At 72.1% G+C, this 25,623-nt stretch carries 21 protein-coding genes and 1 pseudogene; 11 read left to right on the top strand and 11 right to left on the bottom strand.

Translation table 11 applies throughout. The features are described 5' to 3' along the window. Positions 1-116 precede the first annotated feature (116 nt). Together ACIREI_RS27220 and ACIREI_RS27215 are read right to left on the bottom strand one after the other, a co-directional pair. The gene (locus ACIREI_RS27220; protein ID WP_403338032.1) at positions 117-1,136 is read right to left on the bottom strand and encodes a LacI family DNA-binding transcriptional regulator; all 1,020 of its coding nucleotides are present in this window, start codon (positions 1,134-1,136) and stop codon (positions 117-119) included. A gap of 190 nt (positions 1,137-1,326) precedes the next feature. Then, positions 1,327-3,312, bottom strand: a complete 1,986-nt coding sequence (locus ACIREI_RS27215) for a glycoside hydrolase family 97 catalytic domain-containing protein (protein ID WP_403337829.1) — start codon at positions 3,310-3,312, stop codon at positions 1,327-1,329. Between the two features lie 277 nt (positions 3,313-3,589). On the opposite strand from ACIREI_RS27215, the gene ACIREI_RS27210 reads away from it, so the two are divergent. After that, complete coding sequence (locus tag ACIREI_RS27210; protein WP_403337826.1) at positions 3,590-5,125, top strand: helix-turn-helix domain-containing protein; 1,536 nt, start codon at positions 3,590-3,592, stop codon at positions 5,123-5,125. A 122-nt stretch (positions 5,126-5,247) separates the two neighbouring features. Here ACIREI_RS27210 and ACIREI_RS27205 read toward each other — a convergent pair whose 3' ends face one another. From ACIREI_RS27205 to ACIREI_RS27180, 6 genes are read right to left on the bottom strand one after another with little or no spacing between them, the layout of a single operon-like run. Beyond that, a complete protein-coding gene (locus ACIREI_RS27205) occupies positions 5,248-6,480 on the bottom strand; it encodes a cytochrome P450 (RefSeq protein ID WP_403337824.1) in 1,233 nt (410 codons plus the stop codon). Continuing rightward, entirely contained in the window at positions 6,477-7,718 is a 1,242-nt protein-coding gene (locus ACIREI_RS27200) for a cytochrome P450 (RefSeq protein WP_403337821.1), read from the bottom strand. Before ACIREI_RS27200 ends, ACIREI_RS27205 begins: the two co-directional genes overlap by 4 nt. Continuing rightward, positions 7,715-8,365 carry a GTP-binding protein gene (locus tag ACIREI_RS27195; protein ID WP_403337818.1) on the bottom strand — a complete coding sequence of 217 codons (651 nt, stop codon included), beginning with the start codon at positions 8,363-8,365 and terminating at the stop codon, positions 7,715-7,717. Before ACIREI_RS27195 ends, ACIREI_RS27200 begins: the two co-directional genes overlap by 4 nt. Then, positions 8,337-8,699: a DUF742 domain-containing protein gene (locus tag ACIREI_RS27190; protein WP_403337816.1), complete on the bottom strand. Its 363-nt coding sequence runs from the start codon at positions 8,697-8,699 to the stop codon at positions 8,337-8,339. The genes ACIREI_RS27195 and ACIREI_RS27190 overlap by 29 nt, the downstream gene beginning before the upstream one ends. Then, positions 8,696-9,118 (bottom strand): roadblock/LC7 domain-containing protein, encoded by a 423-nt coding sequence (locus tag ACIREI_RS27185; protein WP_403337813.1) that lies wholly within the window; start codon positions 9,116-9,118, stop codon positions 8,696-8,698. The genes ACIREI_RS27190 and ACIREI_RS27185 overlap by 4 nt, the downstream gene beginning before the upstream one ends. Beyond that, a complete protein-coding gene (locus ACIREI_RS27180; protein WP_403337811.1) occupies positions 9,115-10,635 on the bottom strand; it encodes a sensor histidine kinase in 1,521 nt (506 codons plus the stop codon). The genes ACIREI_RS27185 and ACIREI_RS27180 overlap by 4 nt, the downstream gene beginning before the upstream one ends. 293 nt (positions 10,636-10,928) lie before the next feature. On the opposite strand from ACIREI_RS27180, the gene ACIREI_RS27175 reads away from it, so the two are divergent. The 5 genes and pseudogenes from ACIREI_RS27175 to ACIREI_RS27155 all read left to right on the top strand — a co-directional run bounded on the left by ACIREI_RS27175 (position 10,929) and on the right by ACIREI_RS27155 (position 14,782). Further along, complete coding sequence (locus ACIREI_RS27175; RefSeq protein ID WP_403337808.1) at positions 10,929-11,165, top strand: hypothetical protein; 237 nt, start codon at positions 10,929-10,931, stop codon at positions 11,163-11,165. A gap of 247 nt (positions 11,166-11,412) precedes the next feature. After that, positions 11,413-12,192, top strand: coding sequence for an alpha/beta fold hydrolase (locus ACIREI_RS27170; protein WP_403337805.1), 780 nt, complete (start codon positions 11,413-11,415; stop codon positions 12,190-12,192). 90 nt (positions 12,193-12,282) lie between these two features. After that, positions 12,283-12,645 (top strand): ArsR/SmtB family transcription factor, encoded by a 363-nt coding sequence (locus ACIREI_RS27165; RefSeq protein ID WP_403338029.1) that lies wholly within the window; start codon positions 12,283-12,285, stop codon positions 12,643-12,645. Beyond that, positions 12,638-13,276, top strand: a complete 639-nt coding sequence (locus tag ACIREI_RS27160; protein ID WP_403337802.1) for an SRPBCC family protein — start codon at positions 12,638-12,640, stop codon at positions 13,274-13,276. Before ACIREI_RS27165 ends, ACIREI_RS27160 begins: the two co-directional genes overlap by 8 nt. A 218-nt stretch (positions 13,277-13,494) precedes the next feature. Next, positions 13,495-14,782, top strand: a pseudogene (locus ACIREI_RS27155) (endo-1,4-beta-xylanase). A gap of 85 nt (positions 14,783-14,867) precedes the next feature. Here ACIREI_RS27155 and ACIREI_RS27150 read toward each other — a convergent pair. After that, entirely contained in the window at positions 14,868-15,587 is a 720-nt protein-coding gene (locus ACIREI_RS27150; protein ID WP_403337801.1) for a lipoprotein, read from the bottom strand. A 105-nt stretch (positions 15,588-15,692) separates the two neighbouring features. Between ACIREI_RS27150 and ACIREI_RS27145 the strand changes: the two genes are divergently transcribed. The 3 genes from ACIREI_RS27145 to ACIREI_RS27135 all read left to right on the top strand — a co-directional run bounded on the left by ACIREI_RS27145 (position 15,693) and on the right by ACIREI_RS27135 (position 20,650). Then, positions 15,693-16,460 (top strand): maleylpyruvate isomerase family mycothiol-dependent enzyme, encoded by a 768-nt coding sequence (locus tag ACIREI_RS27145; RefSeq protein ID WP_403337798.1) that lies wholly within the window; start codon positions 15,693-15,695, stop codon positions 16,458-16,460. Between the two features lie 253 nt (positions 16,461-16,713). After that, entirely contained in the window at positions 16,714-19,725 is a 3,012-nt protein-coding gene (locus ACIREI_RS27140) for a glycosyl hydrolase (protein WP_403337795.1), read from the top strand. Positions 19,726-20,011: 286 nt separating this feature from the next. Next, on the top strand, positions 20,012-20,650 hold the full coding sequence (locus tag ACIREI_RS27135) for a class I SAM-dependent methyltransferase (protein WP_403337792.1): 639 nt from the start codon (positions 20,012-20,014) through the stop codon (positions 20,648-20,650). Between the two features lie 150 nt (positions 20,651-20,800). Here ACIREI_RS27135 and ACIREI_RS27130 read toward each other — a convergent pair whose 3' ends face one another. Beyond that, on the bottom strand, positions 20,801-22,384 hold the full coding sequence (locus ACIREI_RS27130) for a glycerol-3-phosphate dehydrogenase/oxidase (RefSeq protein ID WP_403337789.1): 1,584 nt from the start codon (positions 22,382-22,384) through the stop codon (positions 20,801-20,803). Continuing rightward, entirely contained in the window at positions 22,381-22,980 is a 600-nt protein-coding gene (locus ACIREI_RS27125; protein WP_403337786.1) for a TetR/AcrR family transcriptional regulator, read from the bottom strand. The genes ACIREI_RS27130 and ACIREI_RS27125 overlap by 4 nt, the downstream gene beginning before the upstream one ends. A 74-nt stretch (positions 22,981-23,054) precedes the next feature. Between ACIREI_RS27125 and ACIREI_RS27120 the strand changes: the two genes are divergently transcribed. After that, on the top strand, positions 23,055-24,650 hold the full coding sequence (locus ACIREI_RS27120) for an FAD-binding oxidoreductase (RefSeq protein WP_403337783.1): 1,596 nt from the start codon (positions 23,055-23,057) through the stop codon (positions 24,648-24,650). A 72-nt stretch (positions 24,651-24,722) separates the two neighbouring features. Continuing rightward, entirely contained in the window at positions 24,723-25,604 is an 882-nt protein-coding gene (locus ACIREI_RS27115) for a YegS/Rv2252/BmrU family lipid kinase (RefSeq protein ID WP_403337780.1), read from the top strand. Positions 25,605-25,623 lie beyond the last annotated feature (19 nt).

Here is a 25,623-nt window from a genome sequence, read left to right as displayed (position 1 = left end):
GCCGAGCGGCGGGGTCTGCGCGGGACGCGAGTCGACGCGGTGACCGTGCCTCGGCGCCCGCCACCGGCCCGCGGCCCGGGGCACCGGCCTTGCCGTGACCACCCCGACGGTTGCCCTCAACCCGCCGTACGCACCGAATCCCGGATCACCAGCTGCGTGCTCAACACGACGTGGTTGTCGGACGGGAAACCCACCTCGCGTTCCAGGGCGAGGCGTACGGCGGTGCGGCCCAGCTCCTCGTAGGGGACGCGGACCGTGGTGAGGGCCGGGGTCAGGTCGGCGGCGAACGGGACGTCGTCGAAGCCCACCACGGAGACATCGCGCGGGACGCGCAGACCGGCCTCGCGTAGGGCCGCCAGCGCCCCCAGCGCGACCACGTCGGACCCCGCGAAGACGGCCGTGAACCCGACTCCCGCGCGCAACGCGTCCCGGGTGCGCAGGTAGCCCGACTTCCGGGTGTAGTCCCCGGCGGTGTCCAGCTCCTCGACGTACGGCGTGCCGTGGGCGCGCAGGGCGTCCCGGTGACCGAGGTGGCGTTCCTCCGCGCTGCTGAAGCCGACAGCGCCGCCGAGGTAGAGGACGCGCCGGTGACCGGACGTCAGCAGGTGCGCGGTGGCCTGGAAGGCGCCGCCGCGGTTGTCGTAGTCCACCACCGTCGCCGGCACGCCCTCGGGAAGGGGCGGCCGGCCGCACAGCACCAGCCGGGAACCCGCGGAGTCCAGCGCCCTGGCGTAGCCGGCCATCCGGCGGTGATAGGCGTCGTCCGGCACCGCGCCACCGACGAGGACGACCGCCGCCGCGTGCTGTTCCCGCATGAGCTGGACCAGGTCGTCCTCCCGCTTCGTGTCGCCCTTCGTGGAGCACACCAGGCTCAGCCGCCCCCGGCTCCCGGCCTCCTGTTCCACGCCCGCGGCCACGTGGGCCAGGGAGGGCCCGGTGATGTCCTGGAGGACGAGGGCGATGGGGCCGGCGACGCGTCCGGAGAGCGCCTTGGCGTGGACGTTCACGACGTAGTGGAGGGAGTCGACGGCGGCCATGACCCGCTGCCTGGTTTCCGCGGACACCGGATAGTTGCCCGCCAGCGTCCGGGAAACGGTTGCTACCGAGACACCGGCCTTCGCGGCGACATCGCGAATGGTGCTCGGCCGGTCGGCCGATCGCGCTTTCCGCTTCGCCTTCTTCGCTCCCGGCCCGCCCGGTGGGCCTTCTTCCTCGTCCGTCACGGGTCCGACGTTACTGCACCGGCCCGGCCCCGTGAGTCCGCGGATCGGGGAAGTGAGTCCCACGAAATGGGTAAACGTTTGCCGTGGCCCGGGCGGGAACGGGTCAGCTCGGCGCCAGCACGACCGCTTGGCCGCCCGCCGGGGCCATGGCCACGCTCAGCGTGGTCTCCGAGGTGACGGTCCGCGTGCTGACCACGACCGGGGTCCGGAACGGACTGGTGCCCGGGGTGCCGTCGGCGTAGACGGTCGCCGTATACGTTCCGCTGCCCAGGAACGACAGGGGGAGCGACAGGGTCCGGGACGACTCGTTGGTCATGGCCCCGAGGTACCAGGTGTCGCCGGCCCGGCGGGCGACCGCCACGTACTCGCCGATCGACCCGGCCAGGGTCCGGCTCTCGTCCCAGGTCGTGGGGACGGCGTTGAACCAGGGCAGTCCCGGCCAGTTCGCGGGGTTGGCGTACTTGGACGGCTTGTCGTACCAGAACAGGAAGTTGAGGGGCTGGTAGTACACCGCGGCCATCGCCATCTGGTGGGCGTTGGTCGTCTTGTCGCGTGACTGGCCGTAGCAGATGGTGTAGTCCATCGGGCCGCCGATGTTGCGGGCGAAGGGCAGCGTCACGTTGTGCGTGGCGGTCGGGAACTGCTCGTTGCCCCGCACGCCTTCCAGGCTGATGTAGTTCGGGAACGTGCGCTCGTAGCCGAACGGCCGGACGTCGTCGTGCATGTCGATCAGCAGCCGGTACTTGGCGGCCACCCGGGCCCAGTCGGTGATCTGGTCGGTCATCGTCTGGGTGCCGTCGTTGATGAAGCCGAGCTTGATGCCCGCGACGCCCCAGCTCTTGTAGCGGCCGAAGAGGGAGTCCGCGTCGGTCAGCGCGAGCCGGTTGACGTAGAGGAAGACGCCGATGCCGTTGCTCGTCGCGTACGAGATGACCGACGGCAGGTCGATGGCGGCGATCGGTGCGGTCGCGTCGGGGGTGCTGAACTCGGGGCCGTACCAGCCGGCGTCGTACTCGATGTACTCCAGGCCCCGGGCCACGGCGAAGTCGACGCCCGCGAGGCCGGCGGCGGTGCTGAGCTCGCAGCGGAAGACCTTGCCCGGCTTGATCCACGAGGTGTCGGTCAGCGCGCTGGGCGGGGCCAGGTTGAGCACCAGCTCGGCGTTGTCCACCAGTTCGGCATGGGTGGAACCGATGACCAGCGCGCGCCACGGCGTGGCGAACGGGGTCGTGACCGTGCTGGTCGTCTCGACCGTTCCGGTGCCGCGGGCGGTGTGCTCCATCAGGAAGGCGGAGAGGGCACCCGGCTGCCCGTCGACCGAACTGAGCATCAGGCGCGGGAAGTTCAGCCGGGAGGACTCGCAGATACAGGCGATGAGCCCGTCCGAGAGCGTCGCGGTCAACGGCAGGTCGGTCAGGGGGCCGTTGTCCGTGGTGGAGGTTCCGGTGACCGGGATGGAGCCCGGCGCCACCGGGAGATAGGCGTTCTCGTCGCGGGCGCTGTAGACGGTGGTGTCGTCGGGGAAGACGAACGTCGTCAGCTCGTCGGAGACGGTCGCGGTGCCCTCGCCGAGCAGGACATAGCGCAGCGCCACACCGGTCTTGTAGGCGCGGATCCGGACGCCGAAGCCGATGCCCGAGGCGCTGTCCCGCAGGTCCCAGCTCTGCTCCTGGTAGAGGTCCGTGACGGTGGCGTTGCGCCCGTACACCGGAGTCCAGGTGGTGCGGGAGGTCCGGTGCCGGTGCCGGACCACCGTCACGTCGCCGCCGAGGACGGTCCCGTCGCTCAGCCTGAGGCCCAGCACGGACGTGTCGATCACCGTCCTGCCGTGGTGCCGGGCGGACCACCGCAGTGCTCCGTCCACCACCGACATCGTGATGGCGTTGCCGCCCATGCGCGCGGTCACCTCGTCCGAGTCCCGCACGAGGGCCGCGTCATCCGCCGCGTGGGCCGGCTGCGCGACGCCTGCCCCCACCGCGGCCAGACCGGCGGTGACGGCCGTGCCCTTGAGCATCCCCCGGCGCGAGAGAGCCCCCGGGCCGCCGGCTCCGTCCGGCGCGAGCTCTTCCCGGTCCTGTGAAGTTCTCATCGTGGAAGGGACCTCTCCCTTGAGCGCCGCGGCGGTGCACGGCTCGATCCGAGCGGAGGATGAGTGCGGTAAACGTTTTCTGCTGGGGAATGTTCTACGCGTCGATGTGAGGCGGGGTCAAGAGTGGGGTCAGGGCGGGGGCGAGAGCCCGCGGGGATGACGGTGGCGCCCCTGGGAACCCGTCCCCGATGCGTTCGTCGGCATACCGCCGGGCACGGGTGAGGTAACGTCCGAGCGGTATGTCGTGAATAAAGTTCAGGACGAGGTGAAGGCCGACGTGGCTGGCAGAGAGGGCGACGGGGTCCGCCAGACGGGCGTGCGGGACGCCGACGCGTCGGTGTGGGCGGAGGAGTTGCTGGACCACCTGCGGCCGACCGGGCAGGACATCCCTCGGGTCATCGCCTGGCTCGCGGACGCCGTGCAGGGCACCGCCTCACTCCAGGACGACACCGGAACGCTCCTCGGCGGCACGCGGCCGGCCCTGGACGAGCACCTCGTCGCGGCCGTCACCGCCGGCCGTATCGCCTCCGCCGCCTGGGAGGGGCAGGGCCGTTACCTGCGCCTGGTCAGGGTGGCGTACCCGAACCGGTCGTCGGCCGGCGTCCTCGCGGTGGCGCGCGAGGCCCCCTTCGACCGGCGCACCTCCGACATCGTCACGCACACCGTCCAGGTGATCGAAGTCCTGCTCAAGGCGAGCGAGATGACCGCCGCCGGACGCCGGCTCGAGCGGGCGACGTCCGATCTGCGCCTGGCCATCCTGCAGTTGCTGATGGTGGAGGACACCGTCTCCGCACGCCGGGTGGCCGCGGGACTGTGGCCCGGACTGCTCGACACCGACACCGCCTGCGTCCACGTGGTCGAGGGCACCGCCGAGGACCGGGACCGGCTGGCCGGGGAGTGCATCGAGGCGACGGGCGAACGGGCGCTGGTCGTACTCTGCCCGGCGGTGGAGGAGCACGTCATCGTCGTGACGCCCGGCGAGGCCGAGGCCCAGGAACTGCGCTCGCTGATCGGCCCGCGCCCCCGCACCTTCCTCGGCGGCAGCGCCCGCCAGAGCCTCGCCCGCACCGCCACCGCGTACGGGCAGGCCGTGAGCGCCCTCGCCGTCGCGCACTTCCGCCCGGACAAGTCCGCGGTCTACGCCGAACGAACCCACCCCGAGCGACTGACCGACCCGGCGGCACTGCGCGGCTGGACGGCCCGGCTGCTGCACCCGCTCGACACCCTGCCGCACCACACCCGCGCCGAACTGCTCGCCACCACCCGGCTGGGCCTGGAGTTCACCGCCGTCAACGCGGCCAAGGTCCTGGGCGTCAGCCGCAACACCGTCCGAGCCCGCATGGAACGCGTGGAAGCCCTCCTGCGCACGGACTTCGCCGACCTGACCGCCCGTGCGGTGGTCCACCTGGCGCTCAACAGCCAGGTGAGCCTGGCGGACGCACCGGCCGACACCGGCTCCTGCGAAGTTGCCCACGCCTCGCTGCCCGACCTGCTGTCCGGGCCCGCCATGCGCACCTGGGCGCGGGAACTCCTCGCCCGCCTGGAACAGGACACCCGGGACCTGCGCCGCACCCTGCGCACCTGGATCGCCGAGGGCGGCAACGCCGAACGCGCCGCGCAGAGCCTCGGCGTCCACGCCCAGACCGTCCGCGAGCACGTCCGCAGCGCGGAACCCGTCCTCGAACGGCAACTCCTCGCCGGCGGCAGCGACCTGTACGAGGTCGTCCTGGCCCATCTCGCCGTGGGCGACCTGGATCAGCCCGCCCTGCACGGGCTGAAACCGGGCCTTTTGGACTCACCTGTGCACAGGTGAGTCCCGCGGGCGCCGCAGCGGGCATTGATGCGGTACCCAATCTGCCCGCGTAGACGTAAGTTCGACTCGCCACGGGGGCACGACCGGAACGGGGGACCGGTCGCGTCCCCGTTTCCGGCCGTTCAGGCCCGCAACCGCACCGGTATCTCCTGCCAGCCGAACGCGATGAACGACGGCACCTGACGCAACTCGTCCTCCCCGACGGCCAGCCGCAGGTCCGGGAAGCGGTCGAAGAGGGCGGGCAACGCCGTCAGGGCCTCCACACGAGCGAGCGGGGCACCGATGCACCGGTGCACGCCGATCCCGAACGCCAGATGGTCATCGGCCCCGCGCGACGCGTCGAAGCGGTCAGCGTCCGGCCCGTAGCGCACGGGATCCAGCCCAGCGGCGGCGTACGTCGTGATGATCGCGTCCCCGGCCGCGACGGTCACGTCCCCGATCTTGATGTCGCTGACGGCGAACCGAAGGGGGAGCGACGCGATCGACGGGTGCACCCGCAGCGTCTCGTCGATCACCGCGTCCCAGCCGATCTCGCCGGACCGTACGGCGGCCAGCTGTTCGGGGTGCGTCAGCAGGGCGACGACCGCGTTGCCGATGAGATTGACGGTCGTCTCGAAACCGGCACCGATCACCAGCAGCAGTGTGTACAGCAGTTCCTCGTCGCTGAGCCGGTCGCCGTCCTCGTCGCGCACCCGGATCAGCTCGCTCGTCAGATCGTCCCCGGGGTGCTCGCTGCGATGGGCGATCAGCGCCCCCAGCACCGCACCGATCTGCCGCTGCACGAACGCGGCGTGCTCCGGGCTCGGGTCGGAGGTGTCCATGATGGCCGCGATGAGCGCTCCGGTGTCCTTGCGCAACTCCTCGGGCACACCGAACAGTTCGCAGATCATCCGCATGGGCAGGGGGTGGGCGAGGCCGGCCTTGAGGTCGATGACCGGCCCGCCGTCCTCGAGCGCGTCGAGCAACTCGGCGGTGATCGCCTCCACTCGTGGCCGCATCATCTCCGTACGCCGCTGTGTGAAGCTCGGCGCGACCAGCTTGCGCAGCCGCGTGTGGTCGGCGCCGTAGGTGGAGAGCATGTTGACCACGCCGACCCAGCCCAGGATCCAGGCCCAGGAGGGGTGTTCGGCCATCTCGGGCCACAGTCGCCAGTGCTGCCGCGGGTCCTTGCTGACCCGCGGGTCGAGAATGAGCTCCTTGAGGGTGTCGTAGCCCGTGGGTGCCCAGGCGGGGATGCCGCCGGGCAGCTCCACGGGCACGATCGGGCCGAGGTCGCGCAGCCGGGCGCTCTCGCCGGGGATGTCGGCGCCGAACGGGTCGATGGCGACGCGGTCGATGCGGTCGGTCACGGTCACGACGGAACTCCTGGCTGGTCGGGGGAGCGGGGGCTGAACCGGACGGGCAGGGCGGTCAGGGAGCGGTGGAAGGGGCCGGGCCGCCAGGTCAGGCGCTCGCGGGGCAGGACCGGCTCCAGGTCGGGCAGCCACTGGGTGAGCCGTTCGATCGCCTCGGTGGCGATGAGCAGCGTGTGCTGCCGGACCGGGCAGGCGTGCGGGCCCGCCGACCAGGACAGGTGCGAGGCGTCCCTGGGGTGGCGGCGTCCGCTGGTGATCTCCCGCTCGGCGAAGCACGTGAGCGCCCCGTAGGAGACGACCACCGGCACCGCGGCCCTGATCCACGTGCCGTGGAAGGACACGGGGGTACGGGCGTAGTGGATGCCGTAGTTCGCCAGCGGTGTCTCGTGGTGGAGCACCTCCACCACCGCGTCCGTCACGGGGCGGGCACCGCTGGTCAGGGTGGAGTAGTAGAGCGGGTTGCCGAGGATGCGGGAGAGCGCGTTGGACACCAGGTTGGCGGTGGGCTCGTGTCCGGCGCCGAGGGTGAGGAACACCTGCCAGGTGACCTCCTCGGGGGTGAGCCCGGCGGGGTGGTCCAGCAGCCGGCTCGGCAGATCGTCGCCCCGCCGCTCGGCCTTGGCCGCGATCAGCTCCAGTACGTAACCGCCGTACTCCGCCTCGCCCTCGGCCGCTTCGGCGCCGCCCTCCATCATCTTGCCGAGCGCCACGTGGAGCCGGTCGCTGTGACTGTCCGGCAGCCCGAAGAGGCTGTTGAACACCAACGCCATCAGCGGACGCGTGAACTCGCCCACCAGATCCGCCTCGCCCTTCGGCCCGATGCGGCCCACCAGCACCCGTACCGCCCGGTGCACCCGCGCCCGCAGGTCGTGCGGCTCGATCCGGTCGAAGGTGTCGATCAGCGAGGTGCGGTAGCGGACATGGGCCGCGCCGTCGGCGAACAGCGAGTTGGGCCGCCAGCGCATCATGCCCAGGATCGGCGAGTCGTCGGCGACCGTCGACTCCCACGGCCGCGGGTCGTGCGAGAACGTGTCCGTGTCGTGCAGCAGATCCAGCGCCGCGCGCCGGTCGGTGACGACATACGCGGGCACGCCCGGCGCCAACTCCCCCCAGCCGACCGGGCCCTGGGCGCGCAGCGCCTCGTAGTACGGGTGCGGATCCAGTGCGAAGCCGTCCTCCCACAGGCGTACGGGCGCCGAGCGGGAGAAGGCCTGCCGGTCGGGGGAGTGGGCGGTCACCGGTCCTCCGGAGCGTGACGGTCGATCAGGTGCTGGGCCAGCGCGAGCAGCGCGTCGACGGACGAGTCGGCATCCCGTGCGTCACACGTCACCATCGGGGTGTCCGCGTCCAGGTCCAGGGCGGCGCGCAGCTGTTCCTCGGTGTAGTGGCGGGGCGCGTCCGGAAAGGCGTTGAAGGCGACGGCGTACGGCAGCCCCGACTCCTCCACCAGCCCCAGCACGTCGAACGACGCGTCGATCCGACGGCTGTCGACCAGGACCAGGGCGCCCAGTGCGCCGTAGGCGATGTCGTCCCACAGCGGACGGAACCGCTCCTGCCCGGGCGTGCCGAACAGATACAGCACCACCCCGCCCGGCAGGCTGATCCGGCCGAAGTCGACGGCGACGGTGGTCGTCGACTTGTCCCGCACCCCGGCGAGATCGTCCACCTGCGCGGACGCCTCGCTGAGCGGCTCCTCGGTGTGCAGGGGCCGGATCTCGGAGACGGAGTCGATCAGGGTCGTCTTGCCCACGCCGAAGGGACCGGCGACCAGGATCTTGACCAGGTCGAGGGCGGTGTCGGGCAGGTGGATGCCGGCGGCCGCATCACGAGTCTCACCAACTACTCTGACGGTACGGCTAGTTGTGCTTGAGGGCGCGAAGGCCATCGGCCACTCTCTTCAGCAGGTCGGGGTCGAAACGTCCGGCGGGCGGGATCGGCGCACGGGCCAGCACCAGGTCGCGGTCGATGAGTTCGGCCGCCAGGACGCGTACCGCGGACACCGGCAACCGCAGCAGCGCCGCGGCCTCCACCACCGTCAGCGAACCCTCGTCCAAGGCGTCCAGCAGGGCGAGTTGGGCGGCGGGCAGACCGGCGGGTGGGGGCACGCCGGCGCCGGTGAGCACCGACAGCCGTTCCAGATGGGGCCGGCTGGGCCGGGCCACGCCGCCGGTCGACAGATACGCGGGGACCAGGGGGCGGCCGCCGCGGCGGCCGGTCATGCCGGAGCGCCGCCGTCGCCACCTCGCGGCGCGGCGGCCATCGCCTTCTCGCCCAGCCGGGCCACCTGCGAGTGCACCCGGTGCGCGAGCAGATCCAGCCGCACCTCCTGGTCCCCGTACGCGGCCACGCACGTGCCGTGGTCCGTGGGCACGATCAGTACGTAACCGTGGTCCGACTCGATGACGACCTGCCGTACCTCGGCCCGCTCCCGGTCGGCGAACGCGGCGGCCGCGGTACGGCAGGCCCCCTGCACGGTGCTGGTGATCGCGGCCACCCGCTCGGCCGAGGGCCGGGTGAGCGCGTCCGTGTACCCGGTCACCAGTCCGTCCCGCGTGAGCAGCACGGCGGCCACCACATGCGGCACCTGCAGGATCGGTTCGAGCACCCATGCCGTGTCTCCCGCATCGCGGCTGGTCATCGAGCCGTTCCCCCTTCATGGTCGGTCTGATCGGTGTCGTTCGCCGCGGTTTCCGGTACGGCGGTGGAGGCGTCGCCGGTGCTCTCGTCGGCCGCGGAGCGTGCGGCGGCGGTACCGGCTTGCAGCGCACCCAGCGCGGCGGCGGCCTGCTCCGGGCGGCGGACGGCAGGCGGCGGCGCGGGCGCCGGCTCGTCACTCGCCGCGGCGGCCACCCTCGTACGGCGCCGACGCTGCGGCAGACCACCGGTGTCGCGCGGACCGTGATGGCCGGATACGGCGTCGGAGGCGGCGTCGTCGTGTTCGGCCCCGTATCCGTGCGAGGCGCTGGACGCCGTGTCCCGTGCCGGGGCGGACTCGGCGCGCCGTGCGTCGACGGACTCGGCGCGCCGTGCGTCGACGGACTCGGCGCGCCGTGCGTCGACGGACTCCGCGTCCCGGGAGGCCGTGCGGGTGGAGCGCGGCGCGCTCGCGGCAGGCGGTCGCTCGTCGGGATCGATACGGCTGACCAGATGGCTGTCGACCCGCAGCACCGCCCGCACCCCGCCGTACGGCGACGGCGACGACACGTCCACACTCAGGTCGAACTGCCGGGTCAGCTGCCCGATCGCCGCGAACCCCATGCGCGGCGGATCGCCGAGGTCCGTGAGGAGAACCGGCTCGGAGCCCGCCACCAGCCGCTGAGCGCGGGCGCGTTCGTCCTGGGTCATACCCAGACCCGCGTCGTCGACGGTGACGCAGGCACCGTGATGCACCTGCTCCAGGTTGACCACGACATCGGTGTCCGGCGCGGAGTGCCGCAGGGCGTTGTCGAGGAGCTCGGCGACGATGATCGCGACCGGCTCCACGGCGTGCGACACCAGCCCGGTCCCGTCCGCCAGATGATTGTGGACCCGCACCCGGTGGTAGCCCGCGAGCCGGGCCTGGCCGCCGGTCACGGCGTCCACCAGGTGCGACTCCTCCCGGGCCAGCCCGACCCAGGCTCCGCACACCACGGCGGTGACCTGCGCCCGCCGTAGCGACTGCTCGTTCTCGTGGTCCAGTTGGAACAGGGTCTGCGTCAACTCCGGGTCGTCGTACTCCTGTTGAAGCCCGCGTAACGCATCCTGCAGCCGGTACAGGCCCGCCTGGATCTCGCGCGTAGCCCCGCGCATGCCGGCCTGTGCGGCCGCGTCGATCCGGGTGCGCTGCGCGGCCAGTTCGGTGTGCAGCCCGGCCAGCACCTGCTCCAGCGCGCGGCCCAGCGGTGCCCCCGCCGTCTGTGGATGCAGCGGGCCCGGCACGGCGACATGCGGATGTGCCGGCTGTCGGGCGGCGGCCGGGACGCGCCGTGCCGCGAGATGCTCGACCTCGGCCGTGCACGCCTCCAGCACGCCCTTGAGTTGTCGGCGTAACGCGGCGATCTCGGCACGCTGCCTGGCCTGTTGCCGCTGCGCGCGCAGCAGCCCGCCGCCCAGGGCGAGCGCGGACAGCATGCCGACGGCGAGACCGCCGGTCGCCAGGTCCGGTATTTCGATCATCGAATCGGTTCCCAGGGGGTGGGTCGGGGGCAGTCGGGCAGGGCTGTTTCCGAGGCCTTGCGGCGAGGCGCTCGGAGCACAGTACACACCGTCATCGACCGATCTCGCACGGTCGATGGACACTTCGCTTCGAAAGTGCCGGGACTCTGATCGCTTCTGCGTCGACTGTCTGAATTGGCGTACAACCTGCGGGAGTTGGCACGGATGCCCGCCTCCTGCGGGGGCGGGTGTGTGCCCGTTCGGGCGGCGGGTACCCGGCGAGGCCAGGAACGACAACGCCGGAGGAGGCCAGAATGACCAGTGGCACGGAAGCCGGCCACGTAACCGGTACGCCGGACAAGGACTACAACCTGATCTGGTACGTGGAGGCATGCCTGAGCAACGCGCTGCGCCTGGAGAGCTACATCGAGGACGCGGAGCGCGGCAAGGACACCGAGGTGGCCGACCTGTTCCGTAAGGCTCAGGCGGACAGCCGCAAGGGCGCCGAACTGGGCAAGACGCTGTTGCGCAGGCGTCTGAACGGCGGCTGACCCGAACGGCGGCTGATCAAGCCCTTCCGTAGGGCCCAGCCCTCCCGCAGGGCCCGGACACCGACGAAGCGGAGGTGTCCGGGCTTTCGTCTGCGTCGGGCGCGGGTGGCGGCCTCGTGATGGCCGTCACCTCGTCCATCACTTCGGGCACATCCTCGATTTCCTGGGCGAACGCCGGTGACGGCCGCCGGGACGGCCGGTTACCGTACCGGTCAGTAACTGCGAACCGCACTCCAGGAGGCCACCCATGCCGCAGCTCGAAGTCGACGGCGCGACACTGACGTACGACGACGAGGGCCCCCGCGACGGCGACGGTGTGCCCCTGGTGTTCGTCCATGGCTGGACGGCGAACCGGCACCGCTGGGACCACCAGGTGGCCCACTTCGCCGAGCGGCGCCGCGTCGTCCGCCTCGACCTGCGCGGGCACGGGGAGAGCGGCGGATCGGGGGTGCGCACGATCGACGAGCTGGCGAAGGACGTACTGGCCCTCCTTGGTCATCTGAAGATCGAGCGGTTCGTGGTCATCGGCCACTCCATGGGCGGCATGATCGCCCAGACCATCGCCCTCGCCCACCCGGAGCGAGTCGAGCGCATGGTGCTGGTGAACTCCATCGGCAGAATGGCCTACAGCCGCGGCCGCGCCCTGCTGATGGCCGCCTCCACGCTCGCCCCCTTCAAGCTGTTCGTCGCCGCCAACATCCAGCGCGCCTTCGCGCCCGGTTATCCGCGCGAGGAGATCCGTGCGTACATCCGCGGCTCCGCCGAGACTCCCCGCGAGGTCGTCATGACGCTCTACGGCGCCATGCGCGCCTTCGATGTACTGGACAGAGTCGGCGAGATAGCCGCCCCCACTCTGATGGTGCACGGCTATCACGACATCCAACTGCCCGTCGCCCAGATGCTGCGGATGGCCAAGGCCTACCCGGACGCGGTGATCCGCATCCTGGACGCCGGCCACGAACTGCCGGTGGAGAAGCCGGAGGAACTGACGGTGGCGCTTGACCGCTTCCTCGCCGACCGGCGATAGGCGGGAGAGACAGGCGGACATCCAGCTCGCGCCCCGGCCCGACCGGGCGCTTTATTTAAGCCTTGCCTTATATAAGTGGTCGCTGGCATAGTGGGCCCCGTGCACGCTTTCGATGTGCTGGGTGATCCGGTCAGGCGCCGGATATTGGAGCTGCTCGCCGGCGGCGAGCAGGCATCGGGCGACATCAGTGCCGTGATCCAGGACGAGTTCGGGATCTCCCAGCCGGCTGTCTCGCAGCACCTGAGGGTGCTGCGCGAGAGCGGCTTCGCGTCCGTGCGGGCGGAGGGCACGCGGCGGCTGTACGCCGTCGACGCCGCGCCGCTGCGGGAGGTGGACGCATGGCTGGAGAGGTTCCGCGGTTTCTGGGAGCAGCGGCTCGACGCCCTCGGAACGGAACTCGCGCGCGGCAAGCGCGAACGCAGGCTGAGAAAGGACGTGAGCGGGGATGAGTGAGATCGTCGACGAATTGAACCGCCTGCACCGGCAGGTCGGTGTACGGCAGGTCGAGGCGGGCGAGGCCCGCACGGTGCTGCTGCGGCGCACCTACGACGCCGACATCGCCGACGTGTGGGACGCGGTGACGTCGCCCGAGCGGATCGGCCGCTGGTTCCTGCCGGTGAGCGGGGAGTTCAAGGTCGGCGGGCGGTACCAGTTGGAGGGCCAGGCCGGCGGGGAGATTCTGCGGTGCGAGGAGCCGACACGGCTGCGGGTCAGCTGGCTGTACGGGCCCGATCCCGGCTTCAGTGAGGTCGAGGTGCGGCTCACGCCGGAGGGTGACGAGCGGACGGTGCTGGAGCTGGAGCACGTGGCTGTGGTGCCGCCGGACTTCTGGGGCCGATTCGGGCCGGGAGCCGTGGGCGTCGGCTGGGACGGGGCGTTGCTGGGCCTCGGCATGCACCTCGCCGGGGGCGGGATGAGCAGGGAGGAGGCCGAGGCCTGGCAGCTCTCGGACGAGGGCAAGGCGTACGCGACGCGGTCGGGCGAGCTGTGGGGCGAGGCCTATGCCGCCTCGGGCGCCGACGAGGAGACCGTGAGGACCACGACGGCGGCGACGATCGCGTTCTACACCGGAGCCGAGTCGTAGGTGTCCTGAGTCGACTCGGGTCGGGGGGTGTGCAACCCGTTGACGGTTCAGGGCGGCGCTCCTATGGCCTGCCGCGAAATTCGGAAATCCGTCCGAAACTTTCGAAGCAGCAGGAGGGGACAAGATGGCAACCCCCACGTCCATCACCCCGCCTCCCGAGTGCCGGCCCCGGCGCTCATGCACCCGCGCCGCACTGGCAGGCCCTCGGCGTCGCGGGCCTGCTCGCCACAGCCGGCGTCACCGCCCTCGCAGGCCCCCCAGGCCGCGAGCACGCTCGGCGCGGCGGCCGCCGAGAAGGGCCGCTACTTCGGCGCCGCCGTCGCGGCGAACCACCTGGGCGAAGCCCCGTACGCCTCGACGCTCAACACCGAGTTCAACTCGGTGACGCCGGAGAACGAGATGAAGTGGGACGCAACCGAGCGCACCCGCGGAACCTTCACCTACGGCTCCGCCGACCAGATCGTGAACCACGCCCAGAGCAGGGGCATGAAGGTCCGCGGACACACCCTGGTCTGGCATTCCCAACTGCCGAGCTGGGTGGCGGGACTCGGCACCGCCGACCTCAGATCGGCGATGAACAACCACATCACCCAGCTCATGCAGCGCTACAAGGGCAAGATCCACTCCTGGGACGTCGTCAACGAGGCCTTCCAGGACGGCAGCAGCGGAGCCCGGCGCAGCTCGCCCTTCCAGGACAAGCTCGGCAACGGCTTCATCGAGGAGGCGTTCCGCACCGCACGCGCCGCCGACCCGGCCGCCAAGCTCTGTTACAACGACTACAACACCGACGGCGTCAACGCGAAGAGCAATGCCGTCTACAACCTGGTCAGGGACTTCAAGTCCCGCGGCGTGCCGATCGACTGCGTCGGCTTCCAGTCCCACTTCAACAGCGCCTCGCCGGTCCCGTCCGACTACCAGGCGAACCTCCAGCGCTTCGCCGCCCTCGGCGTCGACGTGCAGATCACCGAGCTGGACATCGAGGGCTCCGGCACGGCACAGGCCAACAGCTACAGCAACGTGGTGCGGGCCTGCCTGGCGGTCTCGCGCTGCACCGGCATCACCGTCTGGGGCGTCACCGACAAGTACTCCTGGCGCGCGAGCGGAACACCGCTGCTGTTCGACGGCAACTACAACAAGAAGCCGGCGTACAACGCGGCGCTGACCGCGCTCGGCGGCTCCTCCGGTGGCGGCACCCCGGGCGCCGCGTGCACGGCGACCTACAGCAAGGCCGATGAGTGGAGCGACCGCTTCAACGGCAAGGTCACCATCACCGCGGGGAGTTCGGCGATCGGCAGCTGGACCACGACCGTCACCGTGACGTCCCCGCAGAAGATCTCCGCGACCTGGAACGGCACACCCACCTGGGACAGCAGCGGCAACATCATGACGATGAAGCCGAACGGCAACGGCAGCCGGGCCGCCGGAGCGTCGACGAGCTTCGGCTTCACCGTCATGAAGAACGGCAACAGCACGGCCCCCGCGATCGGTTCCTGCACGGTGTCCTGACCGGCTCCGGCTTCCCCGCCAGACCAGCCACGGCCCTGTGTCCGGCGCGGCGTGCTGGCCGCCCGCGCCGGACACCCCGCCTCCCTCAGACGGCGCGCAGCGTCCGCTTGGCTAGCTCGTACGCCGGCAGCATCGCCCGGTGCTCGTCGGTGTCCATCCCGCCGAGATGTATGACGACCGGGCCCTTCTCGGTGGTGACGGCTATGGCCGCCTCCTCCTTCGTCTCCTCCAGGAGCTCGCTGGTGTAGAGGTACTTCACCTCGACACCGGCGAGGCCGCCCGCCTTGAAGGTGCTGTACTTCTCCTTGCTCGCGCCGTTCTCCGCCGCGACGAAGGCCTCCAGCACGGTGCGTGCGTCGACGTCACCCGGCTTGCCCGTCCAGACGCGGAGGAAGCCGATGTTCCCCGCCGGCTTGGCGTCGACCTCACAGGCGGCGGCGACCGGGCCCTGGTACAGGAGCGCGTCGGCGATCTCCTGGGCCAACTCGTCCTTCTCGGAATCGCCGGAGCCCTCCCCGCCGGCGGCCCCCTTGTCCTCGGCCGCCCCGGTGTCGATGGCCTCCGCCTCCCAGTCCTCGGCGATGTCGAACGTGACGGGCAGCTCACAGGCCGACCCGGCGGCGCCGATGGTGCCCCCGCTCTTCACTGCCGTATCGCTGTCACTCGCCGCGTCGGCCGACGCCGAGGCGCTCGCCGGCGTCTTCGTCCCGTCGTCCTCCGCAACTCCCGAACAGCCCGTCAGCACCCCGGCCAGCAAGGCCACCTGGGCCAATCGGCGCCGCACTCGTCCCGCCCCCACCAGCATCGTTCTCTCTCCCCACCCGATCCCGCCAACCGATCTTGCTCAGGCGGCACACAGTATCCGAGCGCACTGACAACGCAGGGCCCGCCCCTGCGGCATCCTGAGGCGATGACCTCGCTGCCCTTCGACCGTTACTGCGACGAGATCGTCACCCAGACCGAACGGCTCACTGCTCACATACGGGGCGCGGACATGACCGCGGCGGTGCCGTCCTGCCCCGGCTGGAACCTCGGCCAACTGCTGCGGCACGTGGGCGGCGACCACCGATGGGCCGAGGAGGTGGTACGGACCGGGGGCGCCCGGCCGTTCCCCGAGGACCTGTCCGCCTACACCCGCGAGAACGAGTCCTTCCTGACTCCCTGGCTCACCGAAGGCTCCGAGGCCCTGAGCACCTCCCTCCGCTCCGCCGGCCCCGACGCGCGGGTGTGGACTCCGGCCGATGACCGGGATTCCGCCTCCTTCTGGGCCCGCCGCATGGCCTACGAGACGGTCGTGCACCGGGCCGACGCGGCCCTCGTCACCGGCACGAAGTTCACGCTCGACGACGACCTCGCCGTCGACGCGGTGGAGGAATGGCTGGAGTTCTCGACCGCCTCCGAGGCGTTCGAACCCCGCCCGGACCTGCCCGGCCTGCTCGCGTCCGACCGCACGCTCGCCTTCCACGCGACCGACGCCGGAGCATGGCTCGTCGATCTCACCGGCGACCGTCCGGCTTGGCGTCCCGGATCCTACGACGCCACCGTCGCCGTACGCGGTCCGGTCACGGACCTGCTCCTGTTCCTCTACCGGCGCCCCGCACCCGCCGTCCGGGTGCGGGGCGACACGGCCCTGCTCGACCTCTGGCTGGCCCGCACGGGATTCTGGCTGGAGGCGTGACCTCGCACGCTCGTTGACGCGCCGTCAGTTCATCGGCATCACAACGGCACTCGGTGCTGCGGCCCCCGCAGGGACTTTCACGTGCCCCGCACGGGCGACGGGAGCGCGCCCCCGGTCGAGCCGTCCGGCCGGGGGCGCGCGTCGCGTATCACCTGCCGACGGCCTCTTGACCACCAGCGGATCAGGCGCTTAGCGTTCCGGCACTTGAGCGTATTGAAACGATTCAATCCATCACGATCCTTGGGACGCACTGATGCACGAACCGATCTCGCAGCGCGGTGGGATGTCGCGGCGCACGGTCCTGGCCGCCGCACTGACGGCGGGAGCCGCGGCAGCCATCGGCACCGTGGCGCCGGGCGTGGCCGCACTCACCGGTACCGGCGGCGGCGAGCCGACCGCCGACTGGTTCGCCCGTCCGCCGCGCTCCGTGCGCCCCAAGTTCCGCTGGTGGTGGCCGGACGGCCTGGTCGACCCGGACGAGATCGCCCGCGAGATCGACCAGATCGCGGACGCGGGCTTCGGCGGCGCCGAGATCGCCGCCGTACACCACAGCATCAAGGACAAGTCGGTGCTCGACACCGCCCATCACGGATGGGGGAGCAGACCCTGGCGGGACGGCGTCGAGGCGGCCCTGCGCCGCGCGGCGAGACGCGGCCTGACCGTCGACCTCACCCTCGGCCCCAGCTGGCCCGCCGCCGTCCCCGGCGTCGCCCCCGACGACGAGGCGGCGGCCAAGGAACTCGTCCTCGGCCGTGCCTCGCTGAGCGGCGGCGCCACCTACCATGGCCCCGTCCCGCGGCCCCTGCACGCGCCGGCCCCCGGCGTCGCCCGGCAGGACCTCGTCGCCGTACAGGCCGCCCGCGTCGACTCGGCCAACTCCACCCGCAAGGAGACGGGACTCGACCTCTCCAGCGTCCTCGACCTCACCGCGACGGTCAGCGACGGGGCGCTGTCGTGGACGGCGCCCGAAAGCGGCGACTGGGTGCTGATCTCCTACTGGCAGCGCGGCTCGGGCCAGCAGCCCGAGTCCGGCCCGCACTGCGCACCGGCCGCCCATGTCGTCGACCACTTCAGCGCGGCGGGCACCGCCGCCGTCACCGGGTACTGGGAGGACCACCTGCTGACGCCGTCCCTGCGGACCCTGCTGAAGGCCGCGGGCGGCGCCTTCTTCGAGGACTCCATAGAGCTGGAGACCGACGGACTGCGCTGGACGCCGGGGCTGCCGGAGGCCTTCGAAGAGCACACAGGGCGCCCGCTGCTGCCGTATCTCCCGGCGATCGTGCTGGACAGGAGCAACCAGGTCTTCGCCTTCGATCCGCAGCTGACCCGGCAGATCAGACACGACTTCTGGGAGACCGTGTCCGGCCTGTTCAACCGCCACCACGTACGCGCCCTGCGCGACTGGGCGCACTCCCTCGGCATGTCCCTGCGCGCGCAGCCCTACGGCCTTCAGACCGACGCCATCGCCTCGGCCGCGCTGCTCGACATCGCGGAGGGCGAGTCCCTCGGCTTCAAGAACCTCGACGACTACCGCTCGCTGGCCGGTGGCCGGGACATGGCCGGGCACACCGTGCTGTCCTGCGAGGCGGGCGCCTACAACGGCTCCGCGTACAGCACGACCTGGGACCGCTTCCTGCGCACCATGGGCGGCGCCTACGCGGCCGGCGTCAACCAGACCGTCGTGCACGGCTTCTCCTACGCCACCGCCCCCACGGCCGAGTGGCCCGGGTTCGCGGCCTTCAGCCCGTACAACGGCGCCGCCGGTTACGGCGAGTCGTGGGGACCCCGGCAGCCCACCTGGCGGCACGCCGAGGACATCGCCGGCTACCTCGGCCGCGTGCACCGGGTGCTCCAGGCCGGCACGGTGAGGGCCGACGTCGCCGTCTTCCGGCAGACCGGCTACACCGCCACGGGCATCGGCGCCTCCTGGTTCACCTCGACCGGTGTCCCGCTCGGCTGGACCCACCAGTTCCTCAGCGGCCCGCTGCTGGACCTGCCGAGCGCGACGGTGTCACGCGGCCGCCTCGCCCCGGACGGCCCCTCGTACAAGGCGCTGTTCGTCGAGGGCGACTTCTTCTACGGCTCCACGCCCACACTGGCCGTGACCGACGCCCGCAAGATCCTGAAGCTGGCCGAGGCGGGACTGCCCGTGGTCGTGCTCGGCGCCTTCGACCAGGCGCTCACCCCGGGAGTGCCGGCACCGGACGAGACGGACCGCCTGCGCGCGATCCTGACCCGGCTGCTGGCCCTGCCCAACGTCGTCCGCATCACCGACAAGGCGGCCGTCGGTGACGCCCTCGCAGGACTCGGCGTCACCCCGGACGTGCGCCACGCGACCGCGTCCACGCTGCTCAACGCCCACCGCGTCACCGAGGACGCCGACTTCTACTACCTGTGCAACGGCAAGCACGCCGAGACCGTCAAGCCGCCCGTGGCACCGATCGACCACGACATCACCCTGCGCCGCACCGCGGGCGGCGGCGCGACGGTGCCGTACCTGCTCGACCCGTGGACGGGAGCGGCCGTACGGCTCGCCCAGTACACCGAGGACGGCGACGAGTTCACCCTCCGCGTCACCCTCCAGCCTGGCCAGGCGATGATCGTCGCCCTCGGCCGCCCCGGCATGTTCGCGGACCGCCACGGCAACCGGCCGCACGCCGTCACCACGGACGCCGACCAGGTGCTGTTCACCCGGGGCGGCCTGACCGTGCGCGCGAGCACCGCCGGTACGTACACCACGCGACTGTCCCAGGGCGGCACGGTCACCACCACCGTCCCGGCCGTGCCCGAACCGATCACGCCGAGCCGCTGGGACGTCGAGGTCGAGGACTGGTTCCCGGGATCCGGGCCGACGCGCACCGAACGCGTCCACCGCGCCCTGACCCTCGACACCCTCCTGCCCTGGTCGCAGATCCCCGAGCTGGCCGACTCCGCCGGCATCGGCCGCTACCGCACCACCATCGCCCTCCCGGACGACTGGGACTCCTCCCACGGCGCGTTCCTGGAACTCGGCCAGATCAGCGACACCTTCCGGGTGACCGTCAACGGCACACGCCTGGCCCCGGTCGACCGCCTGCACCCCGTCGCCGACATCGGCCCGCTGCTGCGCCCCGGCGGGAACCTGATCGAGGTGGAGGTGGCGACACCGCTCATCAACCGCCTCAGGGTCGCCCGGCCGGCGGTGTTCGGCACGACCGCACGACAGGCCTACGGGCTCGTCGGACCCGTACGGCTGGTGCCGTACCGGCAGGCGCTCGTGGAGTGACGCCAAAGGCAGACCGAGGCCCGTCCGCTCCTGCGGCTTGCGTGAACCCAGGTGGCGGACGGGCTCCAAGGCCGTAGCCGTTTGGTCCCCCGCCTGTGGCCGCGCCGAACGATTCGCCGTCGGCTCGTCTCTCACCCCCTCCCGCACCATCGGTCCGGGTCGTTGCCGAATCGGCAAGAACCTTTGGCTCTGTCCGAACCCGTCCCGCAGGCTTCTTCACTGTGGGACAGGGCGGCCACGCGCTCGTCCGAGTCCCTCCCCGACCCCTGCGCATCCGGGAGGCGCCATGACCGAGACCCCAGCCCTGACGGCCGCCGAGTTCTGGGAGGCCCGCTACCGGGACGGCGGCCGTCTGTGGAGCGGCCGTCCCAACGCACTGCTCGCGCGCGAGGCCGGCGACCTCGGCCCAGGCAGCGCGCTCGACCTCGGCTGCGGCGAAGGGGCCGACGCGGTGTGGCTCGCCTCGCGCGGCTGGCGGGTCACCGGCGTCGACATCTCGCACACGGCTCTGGAACGTGCCGCCCTGCACGCCACCGAGGCAGGCGTGAGCGACCGTACGGTCTGGGAACGTCACGTCCTGGGCGAGACGTTCCCGGAGGGCTCCTTCGATCTGGTGAACGCGCAGTACCTGCAGTCGCCGGTCCCACTCGACCAGCAGCGGGTTCTGCGGCAGGCCGCGGCGGCGGTCGCCGCGGGCGGAACCCTCCTGATCGTCATGCACGCCGGCTGGCCGTCGTGGCAGACCGAGCCACCCTTCGAGGCGGAGTTCCCGACGCTGCACGGCGTCCTCGACGAACTCGCCCTGCCGCAGACCGACTGGACCGTGGAGACGCTTGAGACGGTGCGCAGTGTGAACGTGTCACCCGAGGGCGTGGAAGGCTTCCGGGACGACCACGTGTGGCGGCTCCGGCGGAGCGACGCCTGACGCGGCGCGCTCGACCGCGCCCGTGCTCGTCCCGAGCCGCGGCCGGTCGGTGTCGTCAGCCACAACTCCCTTTCTCATTACGGTAGTTCTGTAACCGCCGACCCTCGGCGCGCCCGGCGATGCAGCACTCCCGCATCGGCCCACCAGCCTTCAACTCCGCTGGGCCAACGCCTCTCCCAGCACCTCGCGCACCACATCCAGCGCCGCCGCCCGGTCGTCGGGCACCAGCCCGATGCGGGTGCGCCGGTCGAGCAGGTCGGCCTCGTCCAGCGCACCTTCGTGGCGTACGGCCCACAGCAGTTCGGCGGCGGTGACGGGATGGCCCGGCAGTACGCGGTCGTCGAGCCGGGGATCTTGCGCGGCGAGCGCCTGGACGGCCGGTGCCTCGGTGCCGTAGCGCTGGACGAGGCGGCGCGGCGCCCGGAGCGAGCCGAGCACGTCGGGTGATGCGGCGCCGACGAGGGGGAGGGCGGCGGTGGAGGAGGGGCCGGCGGTGAGCCGGCGGGTGGCCACGGCGGCGTCGACGGCGTCCTCGGCCATGCGCCGGTAGGTGGTGAGCTTGCCACCGACCACGGTGATCACGCCCTCCGGCGAGGTGAGGACCGCATGCCGCCGGGAGATGTCGGCGGTCCGGGGAGCCGCGCCGGACTGCTGGGCGGGGGAGGTGTCGAGCAAGGGGCGCAGTCCCGCGAACGCGCCCACGACGTCGTCGCGTTGGACCGGGACGTCCAGGACGGAGCCGAGGACGTCGAGGAGGAAGCCGATGTCCGTCTCGGGTACCTCGGGCACGTCGGGGATGTCGCCGTCGACGGGCTCGTCGGTGAGGCCGACGTAGACCCGGCCGTCGCCCTGGGGCAGGACGAGGAGGAAGCGGTTGGTCTCCCCGGGGACGGGGACGTGGAGCCCCGCGGGCAGCGGGCCGAGGCGGTCGGCGCGCAGGACGAGATGCGTGCCGCGTGAGGGGCGGATCCGGATGCCGTCCACCAGGCCGCCCGCCCAGACGCCGGATGCGTTGATCACGGCGCGGGCCCTGATCTCGCCCTCCTCGCCGGTGAGTTCGTCGCGTATCACGGCGCCGGAGGCGGTGAGCCGCAGGGCCCTGACCCGGGTCAGGATCCGTGCGCCGTGGGCGGCGGCGGTACGGGCGATCGCGGTCACCAGGCGGGCGTCGTCGGTGAGCCGGCCGTCCCAGGACAGCAGGCCGCCGCGCAGACCCTGGGTGCGCAGGGCGGGGGCGAGGTGCCGGGTCTCCACCGCGGAGAGCCGGCGCGGGGCGGGCAGTGTGGCACGGGCCGTGCGGGCCGCCAGGCGCAGGGCGTCGCCCGCCCGGAATCCGGCCCGGGCCAGGGCGGACTGGCCGCGGGAGACCAGCGGGGTGAGCGGCAGGACGAAGGGCTGGGCCCGCACCAGATGGGGTGCCGTGCGCTCCATCAGCACCCCGCGTTCGACCGCGCTCTCGTGGGCCACGTCGAACTGCCCCGAGGCGAGATAGCGCAGCCCGCCGTGGATGAGCTTGCTGCTGAAGCGGGAGGTGCCGAAGGCCAGGTCGTGTGCGTCGACGGCGGCGACCGTCAGTCCCCGGGCGGCGGCGTCCAGCGCGGCCCCGGCGCCGGTCGCGCCCAGCCCGACGACCAGGACGTCCACGACCGGACCGCCGACCGTCCCGGTCAGCTCGCGGGAGCGCCGGGCGGCGGACAGCGAGGATCCGGGAACCGGGGGAGTGGCAGTGCTCATGGGGTGAGGGTCCTCTCCAGGATGCCGCGCAGTTCCGCCAGGAAGGCCTCGCTGCTCAGGTCGGCGTCGTCCTCGTCGGTCATGGTCCGCAGGGACAGGGTGAAGGACTGGACGATCAGCAGCACCGCCCGTGCCTGCCGTTCGGCATGGCCGGTGCGTACGGACCCGTCGGCGTGGCCTTCGCGCAGGGCGTCGCCCAGCAGCGCGATGAGGGCCTCCTGGCTCGCGCCGCGACGGTCGAGGACGTAGGGCAGGAGCAGCTCCGGATCGACGTCGACGATCTTCTGGAACAGCGGATGGGCGCGGAAGGCCTCCACCCCGGCCACGAGCCCGTCGACGATCAGGCCGCGGGCATCGGCGCCGGGGCGCCGCTCGGGCATGGCCCCGGTGGCCACCGCGACCCACTCCCGGGTCATCAAGTCCCCCACCAGGGTGCGTACATCGGGCCATCGCCGGTACAGCGTCATCCGGGAGACACCCGCGCGGCGGGCCACGTCGGTCAGCGTCGTACGGCGGACTCCGACGGCCAGGACACAGTCGCGCACCGCGTCGAGCACCGCGTCGCCGTCCGAGTGGTTGTGACGAATAGGCGTCATGTGTCACAGTGTAACGCCTGCGAGGCCGTCCGGGACACGGCATCGCTCGAATCGAACCGGTGAGGACGAGCGCCATGGACATGTTGTGGAGCGGCTGGGGCGACCCGGCCAAGGCGGCGCCGCTGCCCGAGACGGTGACCGGGCTGCTGCGCGACCTGCTCGGCGTCAAGCCGCGCACCGCCGGGCCACTCGCCCTGGAGGACATCGCCGTACCCGAGCCGCGCCTCGAACCCGCCGCGCGCCGGGCCCTGTGCGACGCCGTCGGCGAGGAGCACGTCCGCACCGACGCCGAGACCCGTATCCGGCACACGCGCGGCAAGTCCACCCCCGACCTGCTGCGGATCCGCGAGGGCGAAGTCGACGACATCCCCGCAGCCGTCGTACTCCCCGCCCACCACGACGACGTACTCGCCGTACTGCGCGCGTGCTCCGAACACGCCCTGCCCGTGGTCCCGTTCGGCGGCGGCACCTCCGTCGTCGGCGGCCTCGCCCCCACCCGGCGCGGCCCCTTCATCGCCCTCGACCTGCGGCGCATGGACCAGCTGCTCGCCCTCGACCCGGTCTCCCGCACCGCAACCCTGCAACCCGGCCTGCGCGCCCCCCAGGCCGAAGCGTTGCTGGCCGAGCACGGCTTCACCCTCGGCCACTTCCCCCAGTCCTACGAGTGGGCCACCATCGGCGGATTCGCCGCCGCCCGCTCCAGCGGCCAGGCATCCGCCGGGTACGGCCGTTTCGACGAGATGGTCCTCGGCCTGACCCTCGCCACCCCCGAGGGCACCCTCGACACCGGCCGCGCACCGCGCTCGGCGGCCGGACCCGACCTGCGCCAGCTCTTCCTCGGCTCGGAAGGCGCTTTCGGCGTCATCACGTCCGTCACGGTCCGGATCCGCCCCGTCCCTCAGGCCCGCGTGTACGAGGGCTGGCGCTTCGCCTCCTTCGAGGAAGGCGCCGCCGCGCTGCGCCGCCTCGCCCAGGACGGTCCGCGCCCCACGGTGCTGCGGCTGTCCGACGAGACCGAGACGCTGATCGGCCTCGCCCAGCCCGACGCGATCGGCGCCTCCGTCACCGGGCACCAGTCCGCGGGATGCATGGCGATCACCGGCTACGAAGGCACGGAGGCGGACATCTCGTACCGCCGGGGGCGGGCCGCGGCCGTCCTGCGCGTGTGCGGCGGAACCCCGCTCGGCGAGGAACCGGGACAGCGCTGGGCGCACGGCCGCTACTCGGCGCCCTACCTGCGGGACTCGCTGCTGGACGCGGGGGCGTTCGCGGAGACACTGGAGACGGCGACCTTCTGGTCGCGCGTCCCCGAGCTGTACGCCTCGGTCCGCGAAGCCCTCACCACCACGCTCACCGAGGCCGGCACCCCGCCCCTGATCATGTGTCACATCTCCCACGTCTACGAGAACGGCGCCTCCCTGTACCTCACCGTCGTCTCCGCACAGGGTGACGACCCGGTGGCGCACTGGGAGCGGGCCAAACACGCCGCCAACGAGGCGATCCTCACCGCGGGCGGCACGATCACCCACCACCACGGCGTGGGCGCCGACCACCGGGACTGGTACGTCCGCGAGGCGGGCCCCCTGGGCATCGAGGCGCTGCAGGCCGTCAAACGCCGACTGGACCCGGCAGGCCTGCTCAATCCGGGCGTCCTCCTGCCCACCGACTGACCGCGCACCCACCCGCTCGTCCACCCGCCCCCGCCTCCGGCGCACCCTCCCGTCGGCCCGAAAGGCTCACCGATGCGACAGTTCACCGCCATCGTCAACCCCACGGCGGGCGGATCCGCCTCAGCCGCCGCCCTGTTGCAGGTGGCCCGGCTGCTGCGGGAGGCCGGGGCCGACCTGGAGACCGAGTACAGCCGCAGCCTGCCCCACGCCCAGGGCCTCGCCCGGGACGCCGGACAGCGCGGGAGGGTGGTGCTCGCCGTCGGCGGCGACGGAATCGCCGGCGGCGTCGGCGGCGCCCTCAGCGGCACGGACGCCGTGCTCGGCCTCGTCCCGGCCGGCCGCGGCAACGACTTCGCCCGGGCACTGAACCTCCCCGCCGACCCCACGGCCCTCGCACAGGTGCTTCTCCACCACGAGCCCCGCGAGGTCGACACCATCGAGGTCGAGTCGGCCGTCCACGACCGCACCGTGGTCCTCGGCAGCGTGTACGCGGGCGTCGACGCCCTGGCCAACCGCCACGCCAACAACGCCACACTCCTGCGCGGCGCCGCCTCCTACTACGCGGGCGGCCTGCGCGCCGTCACCACCTGGCGCCCCGCGCGCTACCGCGTCACCGTCGACGGCCAGGAACACTCCCTCACCGGTTACACGGTCGTGGCCGCCAACTCCGGCTACTACGGCTCGGGCCGTCTCATCGCACCCGACGCCCGCGTGGACGACGGCCTGCTGGACGTGGTCATGATCCGGGAAGCGCCGCGACGGCTGTTCTTCGCCCTGATGAACGACCTCAAGACGGGCGCCCACGTCCACCGCCCGCAGGTGCGGATCCTGCGGGGCAGGGAAATCCGCATCGAGGCGGACCGCGAGGTGCCCTACGGCGCGGACGGCGAGGTCGAGGCGGTTCTCCCGGTAACCGTCAGGGTCCTGCCTGGAGCGCTGCGCGTACTCAGCTGAGCCGCGCATGCTGAGCTGA

It is taken from the genome of Streptomyces sp. NPDC093591, assembly GCF_044764885.1.
Lineage (GTDB): Bacteria > Actinomycetota > Actinomycetes > Streptomycetales > Streptomycetaceae > Streptomyces.
The sequence above is the reverse complement of the archived record's forward strand: the minus strand, read 5'-3'. Positions and strand labels throughout refer to the sequence as shown.